The 18,395-nt window shown below is 72.4% G+C and carries 14 protein-coding genes; 11 read left to right on the top strand and 3 right to left on the bottom strand.

What is annotated here, in order from left to right; genetic code table 11:
- Positions 1 to 2,543, top strand: a 2,543-nt coding sequence (locus AB0J52_RS06355; RefSeq protein ID WP_500180514.1) for a DEAD/DEAH box helicase, incomplete at its 5' end; no start/stop codon positions are given.
- The gene (locus tag AB0J52_RS06350; protein ID WP_500180513.1) at positions 2,543 to 3,355 is read left to right on the top strand and encodes an SWIM zinc finger family protein; all 813 of its coding nucleotides are present in this window, start codon (positions 2,543 to 2,545) and stop codon (positions 3,353 to 3,355) included. The genes AB0J52_RS06355 and AB0J52_RS06350, both read left to right, overlap by 1 nt.
- 459 nt (positions 3,356 to 3,814) lie before the next feature.
- Here AB0J52_RS06350 and AB0J52_RS06345 read toward each other — a convergent pair whose 3' ends face one another.
- Positions 3,815 to 4,657, bottom strand: a complete 843-nt coding sequence (locus AB0J52_RS06345) for a M55 family metallopeptidase (RefSeq protein ID WP_500180512.1) — start codon at positions 4,655 to 4,657, stop codon at positions 3,815 to 3,817.
- 195 nt (positions 4,658 to 4,852) lie between these two features.
- Between AB0J52_RS06345 and AB0J52_RS06340 the strand changes: the two genes are divergently transcribed.
- Positions 4,853 to 5,107: a helix-turn-helix transcriptional regulator gene (locus AB0J52_RS06340; protein WP_500180511.1), complete on the top strand. Its 255-nt coding sequence runs from the start codon at positions 4,853 to 4,855 to the stop codon at positions 5,105 to 5,107.
- Positions 5,108 to 5,117: 10 nt separating this feature from the next.
- Positions 5,118 to 5,648 carry a hypothetical protein gene (locus tag AB0J52_RS06335; RefSeq protein WP_500180510.1) on the top strand — a complete coding sequence of 177 codons (531 nt, stop codon included), beginning with the start codon at positions 5,118 to 5,120 and terminating at the stop codon, positions 5,646 to 5,648.
- A 73-nt stretch (positions 5,649 to 5,721) separates the two neighbouring features.
- Here the strand turns inward: AB0J52_RS06335 and glgP are convergent, their stop codons facing one another.
- Entirely contained in the window at positions 5,722 to 8,316 is a 2,595-nt protein-coding gene (gene glgP / locus AB0J52_RS06330; RefSeq protein WP_500180509.1) for an alpha-glucan family phosphorylase, read from the bottom strand.
- A gap of 61 nt (positions 8,317 to 8,377) precedes the next feature.
- The gene (locus AB0J52_RS06325) at positions 8,378 to 8,911 is read right to left on the bottom strand and encodes a VanZ family protein (protein WP_500180508.1); all 534 of its coding nucleotides are present in this window, start codon (positions 8,909 to 8,911) and stop codon (positions 8,378 to 8,380) included.
- A 173-nt stretch (positions 8,912 to 9,084) separates the two neighbouring features.
- On the opposite strand from AB0J52_RS06325, the gene AB0J52_RS06320 reads away from it, so the two are divergent.
- The 7 genes from AB0J52_RS06320 to AB0J52_RS06290 form a co-directional block, all read left to right on the top strand.
- Positions 9,085 to 11,097: an alpha-1,4-glucan--maltose-1-phosphate maltosyltransferase gene (locus tag AB0J52_RS06320; protein ID WP_500180507.1), complete on the top strand. Its 2,013-nt coding sequence runs from the start codon at positions 9,085 to 9,087 to the stop codon at positions 11,095 to 11,097.
- Between the two features lie 164 nt (positions 11,098 to 11,261).
- Positions 11,262 to 13,025 carry a maltose alpha-D-glucosyltransferase gene (gene treS / locus AB0J52_RS06315; RefSeq protein ID WP_500180515.1) on the top strand — a complete coding sequence of 588 codons (1,764 nt, stop codon included), beginning with the start codon at positions 11,262 to 11,264 and terminating at the stop codon, positions 13,023 to 13,025.
- Between the two features lies 1 nt (position 13,026).
- Positions 13,027 to 14,460: a maltokinase N-terminal cap-like domain-containing protein gene (locus AB0J52_RS06310; protein WP_500180506.1), complete on the top strand. Its 1,434-nt coding sequence runs from the start codon at positions 13,027 to 13,029 to the stop codon at positions 14,458 to 14,460.
- 432 nt (positions 14,461 to 14,892) lie between these two features.
- Entirely contained in the window at positions 14,893 to 15,852 is a 960-nt protein-coding gene (locus AB0J52_RS06305) for a glycosyltransferase family 2 protein (RefSeq protein WP_500180505.1), read from the top strand.
- Positions 15,849 to 16,937: a GNAT family N-acetyltransferase gene (locus AB0J52_RS06300; RefSeq protein WP_500180504.1), complete on the top strand. Its 1,089-nt coding sequence runs from the start codon at positions 15,849 to 15,851 to the stop codon at positions 16,935 to 16,937. The genes AB0J52_RS06305 and AB0J52_RS06300 overlap by 4 nt, the downstream gene beginning before the upstream one ends.
- Before the next feature lie 26 nt (positions 16,938 to 16,963).
- Complete coding sequence (locus tag AB0J52_RS06295; protein ID WP_500180503.1) at positions 16,964 to 18,007, top strand: glycosyltransferase family 2 protein; 1,044 nt, start codon at positions 16,964 to 16,966, stop codon at positions 18,005 to 18,007.
- The coding region (locus tag AB0J52_RS06290; RefSeq protein WP_500180502.1) for a polysaccharide deacetylase family protein at positions 18,004 to 18,395 on the top strand (392 nt) is incomplete at its 3' end. The genes AB0J52_RS06295 and AB0J52_RS06290, both read left to right, overlap by 4 nt.

Below are 18,395 nucleotides of genomic sequence, written 5' to 3'. Positions count from 1 at the left end.
CGCCGCACCGCCACCCGCGACCTTACCCTCGGCGGCCAGCCGATCAAGGCCGGCGAGAAGGTCGTCACGCCGAGGTGCTGCGCGAGGCCCTGTCCGGCATGGTCGACACCGCCGTCCGCGGCGTGGTGCCCCACCCGCTGCTCCCGCCGCGCAAGGGCAAGGCCCCCGACCGCCTCCCCCTGGCCGAGCGCTGGGCCGAGGCCCTCACCGGCCCGTCCCCGCTGGTCCCCCGCGAGCCCCGCGACGACCCGGCCGACCTCATCGCCGAGCTGGACGCCTGGTACGCCGCCGCGCACCGTCCGTCCGGCCCCCTCCGCGTCTGCTTCCGCCTCTACGAGCCCACCGCCGAAGACGACCCGGACGCGCCCGAGGAACTTGAGGAGGCAGCCGGCCCGCCGTGGCGGGTCGAGTTCGCCCTCCAGGGCACCGAAGACCTGAGCCTCTACGTCCCGGCCGCCCTGGTGTGGGCGGGCGAGGCCAACTTCCTCCCGGGCGCCGAGGAGACCCTCCTCGGCGGCCTGGGACGCGCCCTGCGCCTCTTCCCCGACATGGCCCCCGCGCTGGACGGCCCGGTCCCCTGCGAGGCCGAGCTCGACACGGCCGGGGCGTTCCGCTTCCTCAAGCAGGCCGCCCCCATGCTCGCCGCCGCGGGCTTCGGCGTCCTGCTCCCCCAGTGGGCCGGCAAGGCCAAACTCGGCATGAAGCTCACCACCCGCACCCAGGAGGGCGAGGGCTCGGGCGCGGCCACCAGCTCCGGCTTCGACCTCCAGGGCATGGTCGACTTCCGGTGGGACCTGGCCCTCGGCGACGAGACCATCGACGAGGACGAACTCGAAGAACTCGCCCGCCTGAAGGCCCCTCTCGTCCGCCTCCGCGGCCAGTGGGTCGAGCTGGACGAGGAGCAGCTCCAGGCCGCCCTCGACTTCCTGCGCCACCCCCGCGCGGGCACGATGTCCGCCGCCGCGGCCATGCGCGCCGTCATCCACGCCGGCGACGACGCCCTCCCCCTCGTCGACGTCGACGCCGACGGCTCCTTCGGCGACCTGCTCTCCGGCACCGCCGACCGCCGCCTCACCCCGGTCGCCACCCCCGAAGGCTTCAACGGCACCCTGCGCCCCTTCCAGGAACGCGGCCTGGCCTGGCTCACCTTTCTGGAGAGCGTCGGCCTCGGCGGAATCCTCGCGGACTCGATGGGCTTGGGCAAAACCGCCCAAACGCTCGCGCTGCTGGCCTGGGAGCGGGAGCGTCCGGCGGACGGCGGGCCGGGGCCGACGTTGTTGGTGGGGCCCATGTCGCTGGTGGGGAACTGGCAGCGGGAGGCGGCCAAGTTCACGCCCAAGCTGCGCGTCTACGTCCACCACGGGACGGGGCGGCACCGTGACGAGGACCTCGTCACGGCGGCGTCGGGGGCCGACCTGGTGCTGACCACGTACGGGACGGCGGCGCGCGACGCGGAGATGCTGGCGGCGGTGCCGTGGCGGCGGGTGGTGTGCGACGAGGCGCAGGCGCTGAAGAACAGCGGCACGCGGCAGGCGCGGGCGGTGCGCGGCATCCCCGCGCGAACGAGGCTCGCGCTGACCGGCACGCCCGTCGAGAACCACCTGACCGAGCTGTGGTCGATCATGGAGTTCGCCAACCCCGGCCTGATGGGGCCGCGCGCGGCGTTCCGGGAGCGGTTCGCCGTGCCGATCGAGCGGGACGGCGACGAGCGGGCGGCCGCGGCGCTCAAGCGCGCCACCCAGCCGTTCATCCTGCGGCGGCTGAAGACCGACAAGTCGATCATCTCCGACCTGCCGGAGAAGCAGGAGATCAAGGTCTACTGCAACCTCACGCCCGAGCAGGCGTCCCTCTACCAGGCGACGCTGGACGACATGCTGGAGCAGATCGCGCAGGCCGACGAGAAGCAGCGGCGCGGACTCGTCCTGGCGACGATGGCCAAGCTCAAGCAGGTCTGCAACCATCCCGCGCAGCTGCTCAAGGACGGCTCGCGGCTGCCCGGCCGGTCCGGGAAGCTGGAGCGGCTGGAGGAGATCTGCGCCGAGGTGGTCGAGCAGGGCGAGAAGGCGCTGGTGTTCACCCAGTACGCCGAGTTCGGCTCGATGCTCCAGCCGTATCTGGCGGCGCGGCTCGAACGGCCCGTGCTGTGGCTGCACGGCGGCACGTCCAAGCAGCAGCGCGACGACCTGGTCCAGCACTTCCAGAGCGATCCCGAGCCGTCGGTCTTCCTGCTGTCGCTGAAGGCCGCCGGCACCGGGCTCACGCTGACCGCCGCGAACCACGTCGTGCACGTCGACCGCTGGTGGAACCCCGCCGTGGAGGACCAGGCCACCGACCGCGCCTTCCGCATCGGCCAGACCAAAAACGTGCAGGTCCGCAAGTTCGTCTGCGTCGGCACGATGGAGGAGCGGGTGGACGAGATGATCGAGCGCAAGAAGGCGCTGGCCGAGTCCATCGTCGGCACCGGCGAGGACTGGCTCACCGAGCTGTCGGTCGCCGAGCTGCGCGACGTCCTGCGCCTGTCCCCCGAGGCGGTGAGCGACTGATGCCGAAGTACGGCGACCCGATCGAGGTCGAGGACGGCCTGCGGGCGCGCACGGCGCGCGGGTCGATCGGCTCGCAGTGGTGGTCGCGCCGGTTCATCGACCTGGTGGAGTCGTTCGCCGACACCGGGCGGCTCCAGCGCGGCCGTTCCTACGCGCGCAAGGGCCAGGTCGTCGACCTGCGCGTCGGGGCGTACGAGGTGACGGCGCGCGTGCAGGGCTCGGTGGAGGAGCCCTACGAGGTGGCGCTCGGCATCGACGCGATCGACGACGCCGGGTGGCGGCGGGTGGAGGCCGAGCTGGCGTCCCGCGCGGTCTTCCGCGCGCGGCTGCTGGCCGGGGAGATGCCGCCCGAGATCGAGGAGGTGTTCGCCGGCCTCGGCCTGTCGCTGTTCCCCGAGTCCGCCGCCGACCTGCACCTGATGTGCGACTGCCCGGACTGGGGCGACCCCTGCAAGCACGCCGCCGCCGTCCTCTACCTGCTCGCCGAGTCCTTCGACGACGACCCGTTCCTCATCCTCGCCTGGAACGGCCGCACCCGCGACGAGCTCCTCACCGCGCTGCGCCGCGCCCCGGCGGAGGACGCCCCCGACCCGTTCGAGGTCGAGGACGAGCCGCTGACCGCCGAGGGCTTCTGGACACCGCCGTCCGGGCTGGCCCGGCTGCGCGACCGCGCCCCCGCGCCGTCCGTCCCGCCCGGCTTCATCCTCCAGGTCGCCGAGCCGCCCCCGGTGAAGATCCGCCGCCGCCCTCTCACCGACGCCCTCCAACCCGCCTACGAGGCCCTGGCCGCCACCCCCTTCACCACCGACTGACGCCGCCCCCCGCCCCGGCCTCCGCACCCACGACCGGGACCCGCCAAGACCAAGCCAGGCCCGACGGCGCCTGCCCCCTCATCCGGAGCCCCTCCGCGCGGAGGCCCGCCGCGCGGAGGGCGCGGGAGGCGGGGCACGAAACGCGCGGGAAACCGACTGACGCCGACCCCGGCCCCGCCTCCGCACCCACGACCGGGACCAGCCGAGACCAAGTCAGTCCCAGCGGCGCCTGCCCTCTCGTCCGGAGACCCGTCGCGCGGGCGCGCGAAGCGCGCGGGAGGCACGCGGGGCGCGGGCCGCGAAGCGCGTGGGCCGCGAAGCGCGTGGGCCGCGAAGCGCGTGGGCCGCGAAGCGCGTGGGGTGCGAAGCGCGTAGCACACGCAGGGCGCGGGACGCGCGGGAGGCGGGCCCGGGACGCGAAGCGCGGGAGGCGGGGCGCGACGGGGTGGGGGTTGGGGGTCAGCCGTACTGGTGGCCGGTGCAGCCGACCTCGCCGGCGATGGTGGACCAGACGCCGAGGAGGCCGACGATCTCGTGGAAGTCGTCGGTGGTGAACTCGGTGGTGCGCGGGCCGGTGAGGCGGACGCCCGGGACGACCTCGCAGGACTGGGCGATGGACGTGGAGCTCCAGTCGACGCCGAGGGTGTAGGGCGGTTCGACGGGGTGGCGGCGCCAGCGGTCGGGGGCGGCGAACACGGTGCGGGCGGCCTCGTTGATCATGCGGTGGGCGCGGGCGGGCGGGACGAGCTCGGCGGCGTAGCGGTCGCTGCCCTTCTTGACCGCGACGGTGGCGACCTCGCCGAGCACCTCGCGGGCCTCGGCGCAGGCGGCGACGTCGCCGGTGACCAGGCCGACCGGGACGCCGAGGCTGGTGGCGTAGGCGGCCATCAGCCGGATCTCCCCCGCGACCTCGCCGTTGAGCGTGACGTTCTGGATCTCGCGGCCCATCCAGGTGTGGTTGAGGACGCCCCGGGGTGTTCCGGCGCGGGCGTGGTAGCCGACGTAGACGGCCACGTCGCACCAGCTGCCGAGGCCCTCGGCCATGCGCATGGGCTTGTAGGGGCCGCGGACGAGGGTGCAGCGCTCGTCGATGAGGTCCACGCGGAGGTTCCTGCCCTTGCCGTGGGCGTCGGCCACCACCACCTTCTCGGCTCCGGCGTCGAACGCGGCGGTGATGACGGCGTTGGCGTCGGCGGTCATCAGCTCGCAGCCGCGCTCGTAGCCGCGTCCGCCCGCGCGCATCTCGTCCGGGTCGGTGAGCCCGGTGATGCCCTCCATGTCCACCGAGACGAACACCTTCATCCGCCCGCACCTCCCGCTCGCGTCCCCTGGCTCCGGCAGGACGAGCCAAGCCGATCTTCGTCGTCCTGACAAGGCCGTCCCGTGGCCGCCGGACGGCAGCACTCCCTTGACATCATCTTGCACCCCTTCGATCAAATATAGTACTTCTACTATCAACAGTCAGAGTTCTACGGTGGCAGAAGATGGCGAGGTCCGGTGCCGACGGACAAGGACAAGGACAAGGAGCTCGTGCACAACCGCATCGCGGTGCTGCGGGCGGAGCGGGGCGTGTCGCGGCGGGAGCTGGCGACCGCGCTCGGCGTGCACTACCAGACGGTCGGTTACCTGGAGCGGGGCGAGTACAGCCCCAGCCTGCATCTGGCGCTCCAGATCGCCGAGTACTTCCAGGTGCCGGTGGAGGTGGTCTTCTCGCTGAGGCCGTTCCCGCTCATCGGCAGCACGACTTCGTAGGGAGACCCCAATGACGACCCCCCGCACCAAGCGCGAGGAGAAACTGCTGACGGCCGTCCAGGCCGAGGTGCCGAGCCGGTACGCGACGCAGCGCGGACGGCGCAACCTCGTGCGCGCGGGCATCGCCTGCCTGGCCCTCTTCTATGTCAGCGCGGTGGTGTGCTGGGCGCTGGCCCCCAGCGAAACCGCCATGTACGTGACGCTCGCGTGCGACGGCATCGGCCTGCTGGCCGGGGGCGTGATCCTCGGACGGATGATCCTGGTCACGCGCGGCACCACCCGCCTGCCGGACCACCTGCTGGACGAGCGGCAGGCCGCCGAGAAGCTGCGCGCGCACGCCACGTCGCACCGCCTGACCGTGCTCCTGCTGTTCGTCGCACTGTTCGGGATCGAGCTCGGGATGACCTCGGACGGGGACCATTCGCCGTCCGCCGCCGTGGTGGTCACCTTCGCCGCGCTGCTGGTCACGGTCGCGTCGCTGCCCCTGCTCGTCAGCACCTGGCGGATGCCCGACCCGATCCCGGACGAGGACGACGCCTGACCTTCGGAAACAGCGGAACGGGCGCGGCTCCCGAGGAGCCGCGCCCGTCGCCGTCCGGGGTGTCAGGCGGCGGTCAGCGGAGGTCGCCGTTGGTCATGCCGTGCGGCGCGGGCGGCAGCGCCACCAGGCCCATCTCCGCGCGGTTCGCCAGCATCGGGTGCCGCGGGACGACCCGGACGCTGTACCCGAACGCGCCGCTGCGCGCGAGCGGGACCTCGCCGGTGTACCGGAGCCGCCCGTCGCCCGCCGGATCGGGATCGGCCAGTTCGAGGTAGGTGGGTTCGACGATGGCGTCGGTCTCGTCCACCCGTCCGTAGGCGACCTCGACCGCGACGTCGGACGGTTCCAGCCCGCCAAGGTCCACGACCACGCGGACGGTCAGGCGCGTCCCCACCTGGGGGCTCTCCTCGCCGTGCGTCTCGACGTGTTCGACGGCCACCCCGTCCCAGCCCTTGCGGATCCGCTGCTTCCACGCCGCGAGGGACCGCGCGCCCGCGTACTCGTCGCCGCTCATCGCGCGCGCGGACGAGGCGGCGGGCCGGTAGTACTCCATGACGTAGTCGCGCAGCATCCGCGTGGCGAGCACCTTGGGGCCGAGCGTGGCGATGGTGTGCTTGACCATCTCCAACCACCGCCTGGGCAGCCCCGACGCGTCGCGGTCGTAGAACATGACCGAGACGTGGTCTTCGAGGAGTTCGTACAGGGCCGCGGCCTCCAGTTCGTCGCGGCGGTCGGGTCCGGCGAGCCCGTCGGCGGACGGGATCGCCCAGCCGTTCTGGCCGTCGTACCACTCGTCCCACCAGCCGTCGCGGACCGACAGGTTGAGGGCCCCGTTGAGGGCGGCCTTCATCCCGGACGTCCCGCAGGCCTCCAGGGGCCGCAGCGGGTTGTTCAGCCAGACGTCGCAGCCCTGGACGAGCAGCCGCCCGAGGGCCATGTCGTAGTCCGGGAGGAAGACGACGCGGTGCCGGACGTCCTCGCGGTCGGCGAACCGGACGATGTCCTGGATGAGCCGCTTGCCGCCCTCGTCCGCCGGGTGCGCCTTGCCCGCGATGACGATCTGGACGGGCCGGTCGGGGTCGAGCAGCAGCGCGCGCAGCCGGTCGGGGTCCCGCATCATGAGCGTGAGCCGCTTGTAGGACGGGACGCGGCGCGCGAACCCGATGGTCAGCACGTCGGGGTCGAGCGCCTCGCCGATCCAGGCGACCTCGGCCTCGCTCGCGCCCCGGCCGCGCCACGACTCGCGCAGCCTGGTCCGCGCGTCCCGCACGAGCCGTTCCCGCAGGACGCGCCGGACCTGCCAGATCTCGCGCTCCGGCACGTCCCGCACGCGTTCCCAGCCGCGCCCGGCCTCGACCACGGACGGCACCTGGCGGGCGGCGAGGTCGAGGATCTCGCGGCCGACCCAGGTCTCGGCGTGGACGCCGTTGGTGATGGACCCGATCGGCACCTCGGCCTGGTCGAACCCGCCCCACAGGCCGCCGAACATCTCCCGGCTGACCTCGCCGTGCAGGGTGGAGACGCCGTTGACGCGCTGCGCCAGGCGCATGCCCATGACGGCCATGTTGAAGACCGCGGGGTCGCCGTCGGGGTAGTCCTCGGCGCCGAGGTCGAGGATCCGGTCCACCGGGACGTCGGGTTCCTCGTTGGAGCCGCCGAAGTAGCGGTGGACCAGGTCGCGCGGGAAGCGGTCGATTCCGGCCGGGACGGGCGTGTGGGTGGTGAACACCGTTCCGGCGCGGGTCGCCTCCAGCGCCTCCTCGAAACCGAGCCCCTCCTCGGAGACCAGTTCGCGGATGCGTTCCAGCCCGAGGAATCCCGCGTGGCCCTCGTTGGTGTGGAACACCTCCGGTGCGGGGTGGCCGGTGATGCGGCAGTAGGCGCGGATGGCCCGCACGCCGCCGATGCCGAGGAGCATCTCCTGCAGCAGCCGGTGGTCGCCGCCTCCGCCGTAGAGGCGGTCGGTGATGTCGCGCGCGGACTGGTCGTTGTCCTCGACGTCGGAGTCGAGCAGGAGCTGCGGGACGCGTCCCACCTGGGCGAGCCAGACCTGTGCGTGCAGGTCGCGCCCGTTGGGCAGCCCGATGGAGACCCGCACCGGTTCGCCGTCGCGCTCGCGGAGGAGCGTCAGGGGCAGGCCGTTCGGGTCGATCGGGGGGTAGCGCTCCAGTTGCCAGCCGTCCGGTGAGAGCGACTGGGAGAAGTAGCCGTGCCGGTAGAGCAGCCCCACGCCGATGACGGGGACGCCCAGGTCGCTGGCGGTCTTGAGGTGGTCCCCGGCGAGGATGCCCAGGCCGCCGGAGTACTGCGGCAGCGCCGCGGTGATCCCGTACTCCGGCGAGAAGTAGGCGATCGCGCGCGGCCCGTCCGCGAGCGACTGGTACCAGCGCGGCCCGGTCAGGTAGTCGCGCAGGTCGTCGGCGGTGTCGTGCAGGCGGCGCAGGAACCGGCGGTCGCCCGCGAGCAGTTCCAGGCGCTCGGGGGTGATCGCGCCCAGCAGCCTGACGGGGTCGTGCCGGACCGCCTCCCACAGCGTGGGGTCGACCTCGCGGAACAGATCCAGGGTCTCGTGATGCCAGGACCACCGAAGGTTGAGGATCAGTTCTTCTAGGGGGCGGAGGGGTTCTGGAAGGACGGTGCGTACGGTGAATCTACGGATTGCCTTCACGCACCGCCACGGTAGGCGCTCAGTCCGTCGTTCGCGACCCGGGGGCCGGGATCGGTGTCGGTCAGGACGCCGCGCCGTCGCGCGCCGCGAGCCCGCGCCGGAGACGTATCACCAGGCCGGCGGCGGTGGCGCCGAGGAACAGCCCGGCCGAGTTGTACAGCATGTCGCCGGGGTCGCATTCCCGTCCCGGATCGAGAGACTGAAGGAACTCGACGGCCACGAACCCCAGCGCCAGGACGGCCGGCGCGGCGACGGCGCGCCTGGTGGCGACGACCGCCAGCGCACCGGACGGCGCCCACAGCGCGACGTTCATGACGTCCTCCAGCCCGCGGTCCCCGAACGTGCGCGCGGACCAGCCGACGCGTCCGACCGGGTCCGCCAGGCACATCGACAGCCGCTCGCCCACGCCCGGCTCGACGGTCATCGGCAGCGTCATCGCGAGGATCAGGCACGTCCAGAGCAGCAGGCCGAGCGCGGGCCGCGCGGCCCAGCCGTACCGGCGGACGAGCGGACGCCACGCGCCCGCCGCGCCGAGCGCGAGGAGCACCCACAGCGTCAGCGCGCGGACGGCCTCGACCGGAAGGTGATGCGGCACGTGCGGCACATTCCCGAGGACGACCCGCGCGCCGCCGGAGTTCGCGTCCGTCCTGGTCCGGCCAGGGGAGGTAGCGGAAATGTGGCGGGAAGTTAGGCGGCTCGCGGAGACGCCATCCGGCCTATCGGGGGCATGGACGGTTTTGGTCGAGACGAACGGGTAGGGGATGCCGCATGCGAGTCGAGTCCGGAACGTCCTCGATGCACGGTTCGACGACGATTGGGCGGATTCCGATTCTCGACGTCACCCCCCGGGTGGGGTGCGGACGCCTGCCGGCCAAGGCGGTCGCGGGCGAGACGTTCGAGGTCGGAGCGACGGTCTTCCGCGAGGGTCACGAGATGCTCGGCTGCGCGGTCGCGCTCCGCGCGCCGGACGGGGAGACGGTCCGGTCCGCGCGGATGCGCGAGGTGGGCCAGGGTCTGGACCGGTACGCGGCGGAGGTCACGCCGACGTCCGAGGGCCTGTGGCACTACCGCGTGGAGGCGTGGGGCGATCCGCTCGCGCACTGGCGGCACGACGCCGCCATCAAGATCCCGCGCGGGCAGGACGTGGACCTCATGTTCCTCGAAGGCGCGCGCCTGTTCGCGCGCGCCGCCAAGCAGCTCCCCTCGGCGAAACGGCCCGTCCTCACCCGCCTGGCGAAGACCCTCCAGGACCGCACGGTCCCCCCGGACGAGCGGCTGGCGGCCTCCGACGCGGCGGACGTCCGCGACCTGGAGGAGCGCTACCCGCTGCGCGACCTGCTCACGACGACCGAGTGGCTGCCCCTCGCGGTGCACCGGGAGCGCGCGCTGTACGGGTCCTGGTACGAGTTCTTCCCGCGCTCCGAGGGCGCCTCGTTCGATCCGCTGGGACGCCGCGGCCCGATGTCGGGAACGTTCCGCACCGCCATGAAGCGGCTCCCCGCCATCGCGGAGATGGGCTTCGACGTGGTGTACCTCCCGCCCGTCCACCCGATCGGCCGGACGTTCCGCAAGGGCCCCAACAACACCCTCGAAGCCGGTCCGTACGATCCCGGATCGCCCTGGGCGATCGGCTCGGAGGAGGGCGGGCACGACGCCGTCCACCCCGAGCTGGGCACGCTGGAGGACTTCCGCGCCTTCGTCGGCTACGCGCGCGACCTCGGCATGGAGGTCGCCCTCGACCTGGCCCTGCAGTGCTCCCCGGACCACCCGTGGGTGACCGAGCATCCCGAGTGGTTCACCACCCGCGCGGACGGCACGATCGCCTACGCCGAGAACCCGCCGAAGAAGTACCAGGACATCTACCCGCTGAACTTCGACAACGACCCCGAGGGCATCTACGCCGAGGTGCTGCGCGTCGTCCGGCACTGGATGGACCAGGGCGTGCGGATCTTCCGCGTGGACAACCCGCACACCAAGCCCGTCCCGTTCTGGGAGCGGCTGCTGGCCGAGGTCGCCGCCACCGACCCGGACGTGCTGTTCCTCGCCGAGGCGTTCACCCGCCCGGCCATGATGCACACGCTCGCCAAGGCCGGGTTCCACCAGTCCTACACGTACTTCACCTGGAAGAACTCGCGGGACGAGCTGCGCGAGTACTTCGAGGAGCTCGCCGGTGACGCCGCGAGCTACATGCGGCCCAACGTCTTCGTCAACACCCCCGACATCCTCAACGAGTACCTCGTTCTCGGCGGCCGCCCGGCGTTCGAGATCCGGGCGGTGCTGGCCGCCCTGCTCTCGCCGACGTGGGGCGTGTACTCCGGCTACGAGCTCATCGAGAACGTCCCGGTGCGCCCCGGCAGCGAGGAGTACCGCGACTCGGAGAAGTACCAGTACCGGCCGCGCGACTGGGAGGCGGCCGAGAGCGAGGGCCGCAGCATCGCCCCGCTGATCACCCGGCTCAACGCCTTCCGGCGCGCCCACCCCGCGCTGCACCGGCTCCGCAACCTCCGCTTCCACCACGCCGACCAGCCCGAGCTCATCGCGTTCTCCAAGGCGGCCGGGGACGACGCGGTCCTCGCCGTGGTCAACCTCAACCCGCACGTGACCCGCGAGGCGACCGTCCACCTGGACCTGCCCGCGCTGGGCCTGCGCCCGGACGCGGAGTTCACCGTCACCGACGAGCTGTCCGGCGAGTCCTACACCTGGCGGCAGGCCAACTACGTCCGGCTCGACCCTCACGTCCGACCGGCTCACATCTTCACCCTCCGGAGAGATCAGAGTTGAGCGATGCACCCCGCGAGGCGGCGTCCGCCCCGCACTCCCCCCGCACCACCCGCCACGAATCCCCCCGGACCACCTCCCGCACCGCCTCCCACGACACCGTCCACGGCGCCTCCCACGAGTTCGGCGACGGGCCGCCGCCCGGCCGGCTGCCGGACTCCGGCCCGATCCCCGAGGTCCCGCCGGAGGCCTTCACGGCGACGCCGTCCGGCCCGCTCCCGGACGCCTTCGACCCCGGCACGCCGCGCGATCCGCACTGGTTCAAGACGGCGGTGTTCTACGAGGTGTCGGTGCGCGGCTTCGCCGACTCCAACAACGACGGCAACGGCGACCTGCGCGGGCTGATCGGCAAGCTCGACCACCTGCAGTGGCTCGGCGTCGACTGCCTGTGGCTGCTGCCGATCTACGAGTCCCCGCTGCGGGACGGCGGCTACGACATCGCCGACTACACCAAGATCCTCCCGGACTTCGGCGAGCTCGGCGACTTCGTGGAGCTGGTGGAGGCCGCGCACGAGCGGGGCATCCGCGTCATCGCGGACCTGGTGATGAACCACACCAGCGACCAGCACCCGTGGTTCCAGGCGTCCCGGACGGACCCGGACGGCCCGTTCGGCGACTTCTACATGTGGTCCGACACCGACGACAAGTACCAGGACGCCCGGATCATCTTCGTGGACACCGAGACGTCCAACTGGACCTACGACCCGGTGCGCGGGCAGTACTTCTGGCACCGGTTCTTCTCCCACCAGCCGGACCTCAACTACGACAACCCGGCCGTCCAGGAGGCCATGATCGAGGTCCTGCGGTTCTGGCTCGACCTCGGCATCGACGGGTTCCGGCTGGACGCCGTCCCCTATCTGTACGCGCGGGAGGGGACCAACTGCGAGAACCTGCCCGAGACGCACGCCTACCTGAAGCGCGTGCGCGCCGAGGTCGACCGCCTCTACCCGGACCGGGTGCTGCTCGCGGAGGCGAACCAGTGGCCCGCGGACGTGGTGGAGTACTTCGGCGACCCGGGCGTCGGCGGGGACGAGTGCCACATGGCGTTCCACTTCCCGGTCATGCCGCGCATCTTCATGGCCGTGCGCCGCGAGCAGCGGTACCCCATCTCCGAGATCATGGCGCAGACCCCGAAGATCCCCGAGAACTGCCAGTGGGGGATCTTCCTGCGCAACCACGACGAGCTGACCCTGGAGATGGTCACCGACGAGGAGCGCGACTACATGTACGCCGAGTACGCGAAGGACCCGCGTATGAAGGCGAACATCGGGATCCGCCGGCGGCTGGCCCCGCTGCTGGAGAACGACCGCGACCAACTGGAGCTGTTCACCGCGCTCCTGCTGTCGCTGCCGGGCTCGCCCGTCCTCTACTACGGCGACGAGATCGGCATGGGCGACAACATCTGGCTGGGCGACCGCGACGCCGTCCGCACCCCGATGCAGTGGACGCCCGACCGCAACGCGGGCTTCTCCCGCTGCGACCCGGCCCGCATGTACCTGCCGCTCATCATGGACCCGATCTACGGCTACCAGGCGGTCAACATCGAGGCGCAGCGCGAGAACCCCGGCTCGCTGCTCAACTGGACGCGCAAGATGATCGAGATCCGGCGGCGGCACCCGGTGTTCGGGGTCGGCGAGTACGTGGAGCTGTCCGCGTCCAATCCGAGCGTGCTGGCGTTCGTGCGGGAGATCCCGAACGGCGAGTCGAACCACTGGGGCGGCATGGACACCGTCCTGTGCGTGAACAACCTGTCGCGCTTCCCGCAGCCCGTGGAACTCGACCTCAGGCGGTTCGAGGGCTCCGCGCCGATCGAGTGCATGGGCGGCGTGCGGTTCCCCCCGATCGGGGAGCTGCCGTACCTGCTGACCCTTCCCGGCCACGGCTTCTACTGGTTCCTGCTCCCCCCACCGGAGACGTCCGAGGAGATGTGACGTGCGGCCATCGGTCCCCTCCCTGCTCGACCTGCTCACCGAATGGCTCCCCGCCCAGCGCTGGTTCGCCGGCAAGGACCGGCCGATCCAGGAGATCGGCATCGGGACCGCGACCGCGCTGCTCCCGGGCGACCCCGGCCTGCACCACCTGGTGCTGGACGTCCGGCAGAGCGGACGGGCCGAGCAGTACCAGATGCTGCTCGGCCTGCGGCGGGACCTCCCGGAGCGGATCCGCCCCGCCGAGGTCGGCTGGCTCGCCCTGGACGCGGGCTCGCGCGGGGGGACCGGCGCGTACAAGGACGCGGCGCACGCCTTCGACGCGGCGCACGATCCGGAGCTGGCGGCCTGCCTGCTCTCCTGCATGGCGGACGAGGCCGTCGTGGGCCCGCTCCGGTTCCGGCGCGTCCCGGGGGTCGAGCTGGAGACGGACCTCGTGCCCGCGGTGGGCACCGCCGAGCAGAGCAACACCTCGATCGTGTTCGGCGACGCCTACATCTGCAAGCTGTTCCGGAAGCTCTCACCCGGCGTGAACCTGGACCTGGAAGTGAACCTGGCGCTGACCAGGCTCGGCTGCGCCCACATCCCCGCCCTGTACGGGTGGGTGGAGCTGGAGGCGAACGGCGACGGCCCCACGACGCTGGCCCTGCTGTCGGAGTACCTGCGCACGGGGACGGACGGCTGGAAGCTCGCGGTCACCAGCGTCCGCGACTGGTTCACGCAGCCGTGGCAGGCCTTCGAGCAGGGGGACGGGGCGGGAGCGGCGGGCGGTGACTTCGCGGCGGAGGCCGAGCGCCTGGGCGAGGCGACGGCGAGCGTCCACCAGGATCTCGCCGAGGCGTTCGGCACGTCCGAGCTGTCGGCGGAACGCGTCCGGGGGATGGCGGAGCGGATGCGGGAACAGCTCGAACAGGTGCGGGCGACCGTCCCGGAGATCGAGCCGTACGCGAAGGTGATCGGCGCGGCGTTCACCGAACTGGCGGAATGGGGCCGTCCGCTCGCGGTCCAGCGGGTCCACGGCGACTACCACCTGGGCCAGGTGATGCGCACCGACACGGGATGGGTGCTGCTGGATTTCGAGGGGGAACCCGCCCGCACCGCCGAGGAGCGCCGCGAGCCGTCGCATCCGCTGCGGGACGTGGCGGGCATGCTCCGCTCGTTCGAATACGCGGCGCGGTTCACGCATACCACGGGACCGAACACTCCGCCTGAGGCGGAACGGGAACTGGAGCAGCGCGCGCGTGCGTGGGTCGCGCGGAACAGGGCGGCGTTCCGCCGGGGGTACGCGGCGGCCGGAGGCCCCGACCCCGCCGCGCATGAGAAGCTCCTGCGGGCGCTGGAGTTCGACAAGGCCGTCTACGAAGTGCGTTACGAAGCGGCGAACCGCCCCTCTTGGCTCCCCGTTCCCCTGCGCTCACTGGCGCATCTCACGGAATGATCTCCCAGCCCGCCCACAGACCCCTCCCAGGCCATTCCCGGATTCGATGCGGACATCCGGGAAGGGAAGACAATTCAGGGCCGAATTAACCGGCGAGAAAGCCGGGTTAGACGTTCATTAACCCGTCGCCGCCGCCTCACTGGCCACATCCGGCCAGGTCACATGTGCTGGTACGGCGGTTTTAACGCCATTTGTCCGGCGGAGCAATCCGTGATGATGCCCTTACCTGCCGGAGCCGTACCAGGTGCGTAGGTGATCCTGCGCAACTTAAACGAGTGCTCGGGCGGATCCGCCAAACATGATGGGCGAACCTGGCATCTAAAGGGGCCAGGACGTCAACTACTTACGGGGTCTCCCATGTCATCCTCCCCTCACACGGCCCACGCCGCCCGCGTGCCGAGAACGGCCGCCGGAGCCCATAGCGACAACCTCGTGCCCCTGCCCGACCACGGCCGCCGATGGCGCACCGTCACGGCCGTCGTCCCGACGCTCAACGAGCGGGAGAACCTCGAATGGCTCCTGCCCCGGCTCTACGCCGACCCGGAGCTGGACGAGATCGTCATCGTCGACGGGGAGTCCACCGACGGCACCCGCGAGCTCGCCGCGGCCTACGAGCAGGACTCGCTCGTCCCCGGGCCGCACCCCGCCGTCCGCGTCCTCTCGCAGCCGCCCCGGGGGAAGGGCGCCGCGATGCGCGCGGGACTGGCCGCCGCCACCTGCGACATGGTCATCATGCTGGACGCCGACGGCAGCATGGACCCCGAGGAGTTCACCGCCTTCCTGGCCCTGCTGCGGCGCGGCTACCAGTTCGTCAAGGGCACGCGCTACGGCTGCGGGGGCGGCTCCGACGACCTGACCGGCCTGCGCCGCGCCGGCAACCGCGGCCTCACCTGGCTCGCCAACCGGCTCTACCGGCAGCACTGGACGGACCTGTGCTACGGGTACGTCGCCCTGCACCGCGACGCGGTCGAGCGGCTCGGCCTGCGCGCCACCGGCTTCGAGATCGAGACCGAGATGTGCGTCAACGCCGTCCGCGCGGGCCTGCGCATCGCCGAGATCGCCAGCCACGAGACCGAGCGCCGGTTCGGCGTCTCCAACCTCAACACCTGGCGCGACGGCTGGCGGGTGCTCCGCACGATGGTCCGGCTCCGGTTCGCCGGGCCGCTCGAACCGGGCTTCGAGCCCGGCTTCGAGGTGGGCCTCGAGGGGGGCTTCGAGGGGGGCTTCGAGGGGGAGGGCAGGGCCGCGCTGCCCGCCGGCGAGTACCGGTGCCCCGGGCCGCTCGGCCCGTCCGTCCCGGCGGCCGCCGCCGGTCCCGCGCCCGAGACCGCCCCGGACCGGGTGCGGCCGTCCTGGCGGTCCGCCGCGCTGAGCCGGACGGGCACCGAGTGAGGGTCTCCGTCGTCCGCCCGTCCGATCTCGGGACCGCCGAGATCGGACGGTGGCGCGCGCTCCAGCGGTCCGACCCCGACCTGGCCAACCCCTTCCTCGCGCCCGAGTTCACCCTCGGCGTGAGCCGGTTCCGCGGCGCGGGGCCCGGCCGGGCGGACGTCCTGGTGGGCGTGGTCGAGGACGCCGGGGAGATCGCGGCGTTCTTCCCGTTCGAGCGCGGACCGCTGGGGGTCGGGCACCCGGTGGGGTTCGGCCTCACCGACCTGCAGGGGCTGGTGGCCCCGCCGGGCCTCGCGCTCGACGCGCGCGCCCTGCTCCGCGCGTGCGGCCTCGCGGTCTGGGACTTCGACCACCTGCTCGCCGCGCAGCGCACGTTCGCGCCGCACCACACGGTCCGGCGCGTCGAGCCTGTCATGGAGCTCGGCTCGGGATTCGCCGCCTTCGAGGAGGAGATGCGGCGGACCGCGCCCAAGACGCACAAGACGATCCGCTACAAGGAGCGCAAGCTCGCCCGCGACGTCGGGGACATCCACTACGAGTTCGCCTCCACCGACCCCGACGACCTGCGCCGCCTGATGGCCTGGAAGTCCGGCCAGTACAACCGGACGGGACGCACGGACCGGTTCGCGCGGCCGTGGATCGTCGCCCTGGTGGAGCACTTCCACCGCACCGGGTTCGGCGTGCTGAGCGTCCTGCGGGCGGGCGGCGTACCCGTCTCCGCCCACTTCGGGCTGCGCGACGGCCGCGTCATGGCGGGCTGGTTCCCCGCCTACGACACCCGCTTCGCCAAGTACTCCCCCGGCATGATCGGCCACCTGCGGCTGGCCGAGGGCTGCGCCCTGAACGGCGTCTCCGAGATCGCGATGGGACGCGGCGGCAAGGAGTTCAAGGAGGGCTTCAAGGGCCGCGAGATCCCGATCGCCGAAGGACGCGTCGCGCGCGCCACGGCGGGCGCGGGCGTGCACTGGATGCGCTCCGCGCCGCTGAACAGGGCGCGCGGCGCCGTCCTCGACAACCCGGCCCTGTACGAGCGGGCCGACCGTGTCCTGAAGACCTACGCCAAGTTGAGAGGGCGTGGCCGATGAGCGGCCCTCCGCCGAGCCTCCCGCCCGTGGAACCCCTCCGGGGCGGGCCCCGCTTCTCCGTCGTGATCTGCGCCTTCACCGAGAAGCGCTGGGACGACGTGCACGCGGCGGTCGCCTCCGTGCGCGCGCAGGAGTACGCGCCCGAAGAGATCGTCCTGGTCATCGACCACAACCCGGCCCTGTTCGAGCGCCTCAAGGCGTCCCTCCCGGACGTGCTCGTCGTGGAGAACCGCGAAGAGCGCGGCCTGTCCGGGGGCAAGAACACCGGGGTCGCCGTCGCGCACGGCGACGTGGTCGCCTTCCTGGACGACGACGCCGTCGCCGCGCCGGGATGGCTGCGCGCGTTCTCCCGGCACTATGCCGACCCCTTCGTCGCGGGCGTCGGCGGTATGACGCTGCCCATGTGGCCGGGGTCCACCACGTCCGCCGAGCTGGTGGGCGCGCCCGTCCCCACCTCCACCGGGACGCGCCCCCGCTGGTTCCCCGAGGAGTTCGACTGGACGGTCGGCTGCACCTACCGGGGGCTGGACGCCGGGCCGGTGCGCAACCTGATGGGTGGGAACGCCTCGTTCCGGCGGGAGATGTTCCCGCTCGCCGGCGGGTTCAGCTCGGGGATCGGACGCGGTGTCCACAGAAGGCCGTTCGGTTGTGAGGAGACCGAGTTCTGCATCAGGCTGAGGCAGCGGAGCCCGGAGTCGGAGCTGCTGCTGGACGGCGACGCGCTCATCTGGCACCGCGTCCCCGCCGAGCGCGCCCGGTTCTCCTACTTCCGCGAACGCTGCTACGCCGAGGGGCTGTCCAAGGCGCTGGTCACCGGCAGTGTCGGCACGCGCGACGGCCTCGCCAGCGAGCGCGCCCACGCGCTGCGCGCCCTTCCCCGAGGCGTCCTGCGCGGTCTCGGCGACGCCTGCCGCGGCGACCTGGCCGGGCTCGGCCGCGCCTCCGCCATCACGGTCGGGCTCGCGTGGACCGCCTGGGGCTACGCCCTCGGCCGCAACACCGCGCGCCGGGCCGCGCGCGCCCTGCCCGGCACGGCCGCCCGTACCAGCGGGGAGGAACCCGTCCAGTGACCGCAGACCGGACCGCCGTCCCGATCCTGATGTACCACTCGGTCACCGACCGCCCCACATCCGCGACGCGCGGGCTGTCGGTGCCCGTCGCAGCGTTCGCCGACCAGATGGCGCACCTGGCCGGCCACGGCTTCACCCCGGTGCCCCTCTCCGCCCTCGGCACGCCCGGAGCGTCCGGTACCCCGGGAGCGTCCGGCGCCGGGCGGCCGGTGGTCATCACGTTCGACGACGGATACGCCGACTTCCACGAGAACGCGCTGCCCGTCCTGGAGCGGCACGGGTTCGCGGCCACGGTGTTCGTGACCACCGGCTGGATCGCGGACGCGGGCGCCGACGCGGTGGGCCGTCCGCTCGACCGGACGCTGTCGTGGGCGCAGGTCGCCGAGGC

Origin of the sequence: Spirillospora sp. NPDC049652, from assembly GCF_040675125.1 — a bacterium.
Lineage (GTDB): Bacteria > Actinomycetota > Actinomycetes > Streptosporangiales > Streptosporangiaceae > Spirillospora.
Note: the sequence above shows the minus strand (reverse complement) of the source record. Positions and strands in the feature narration are given on the sequence as shown.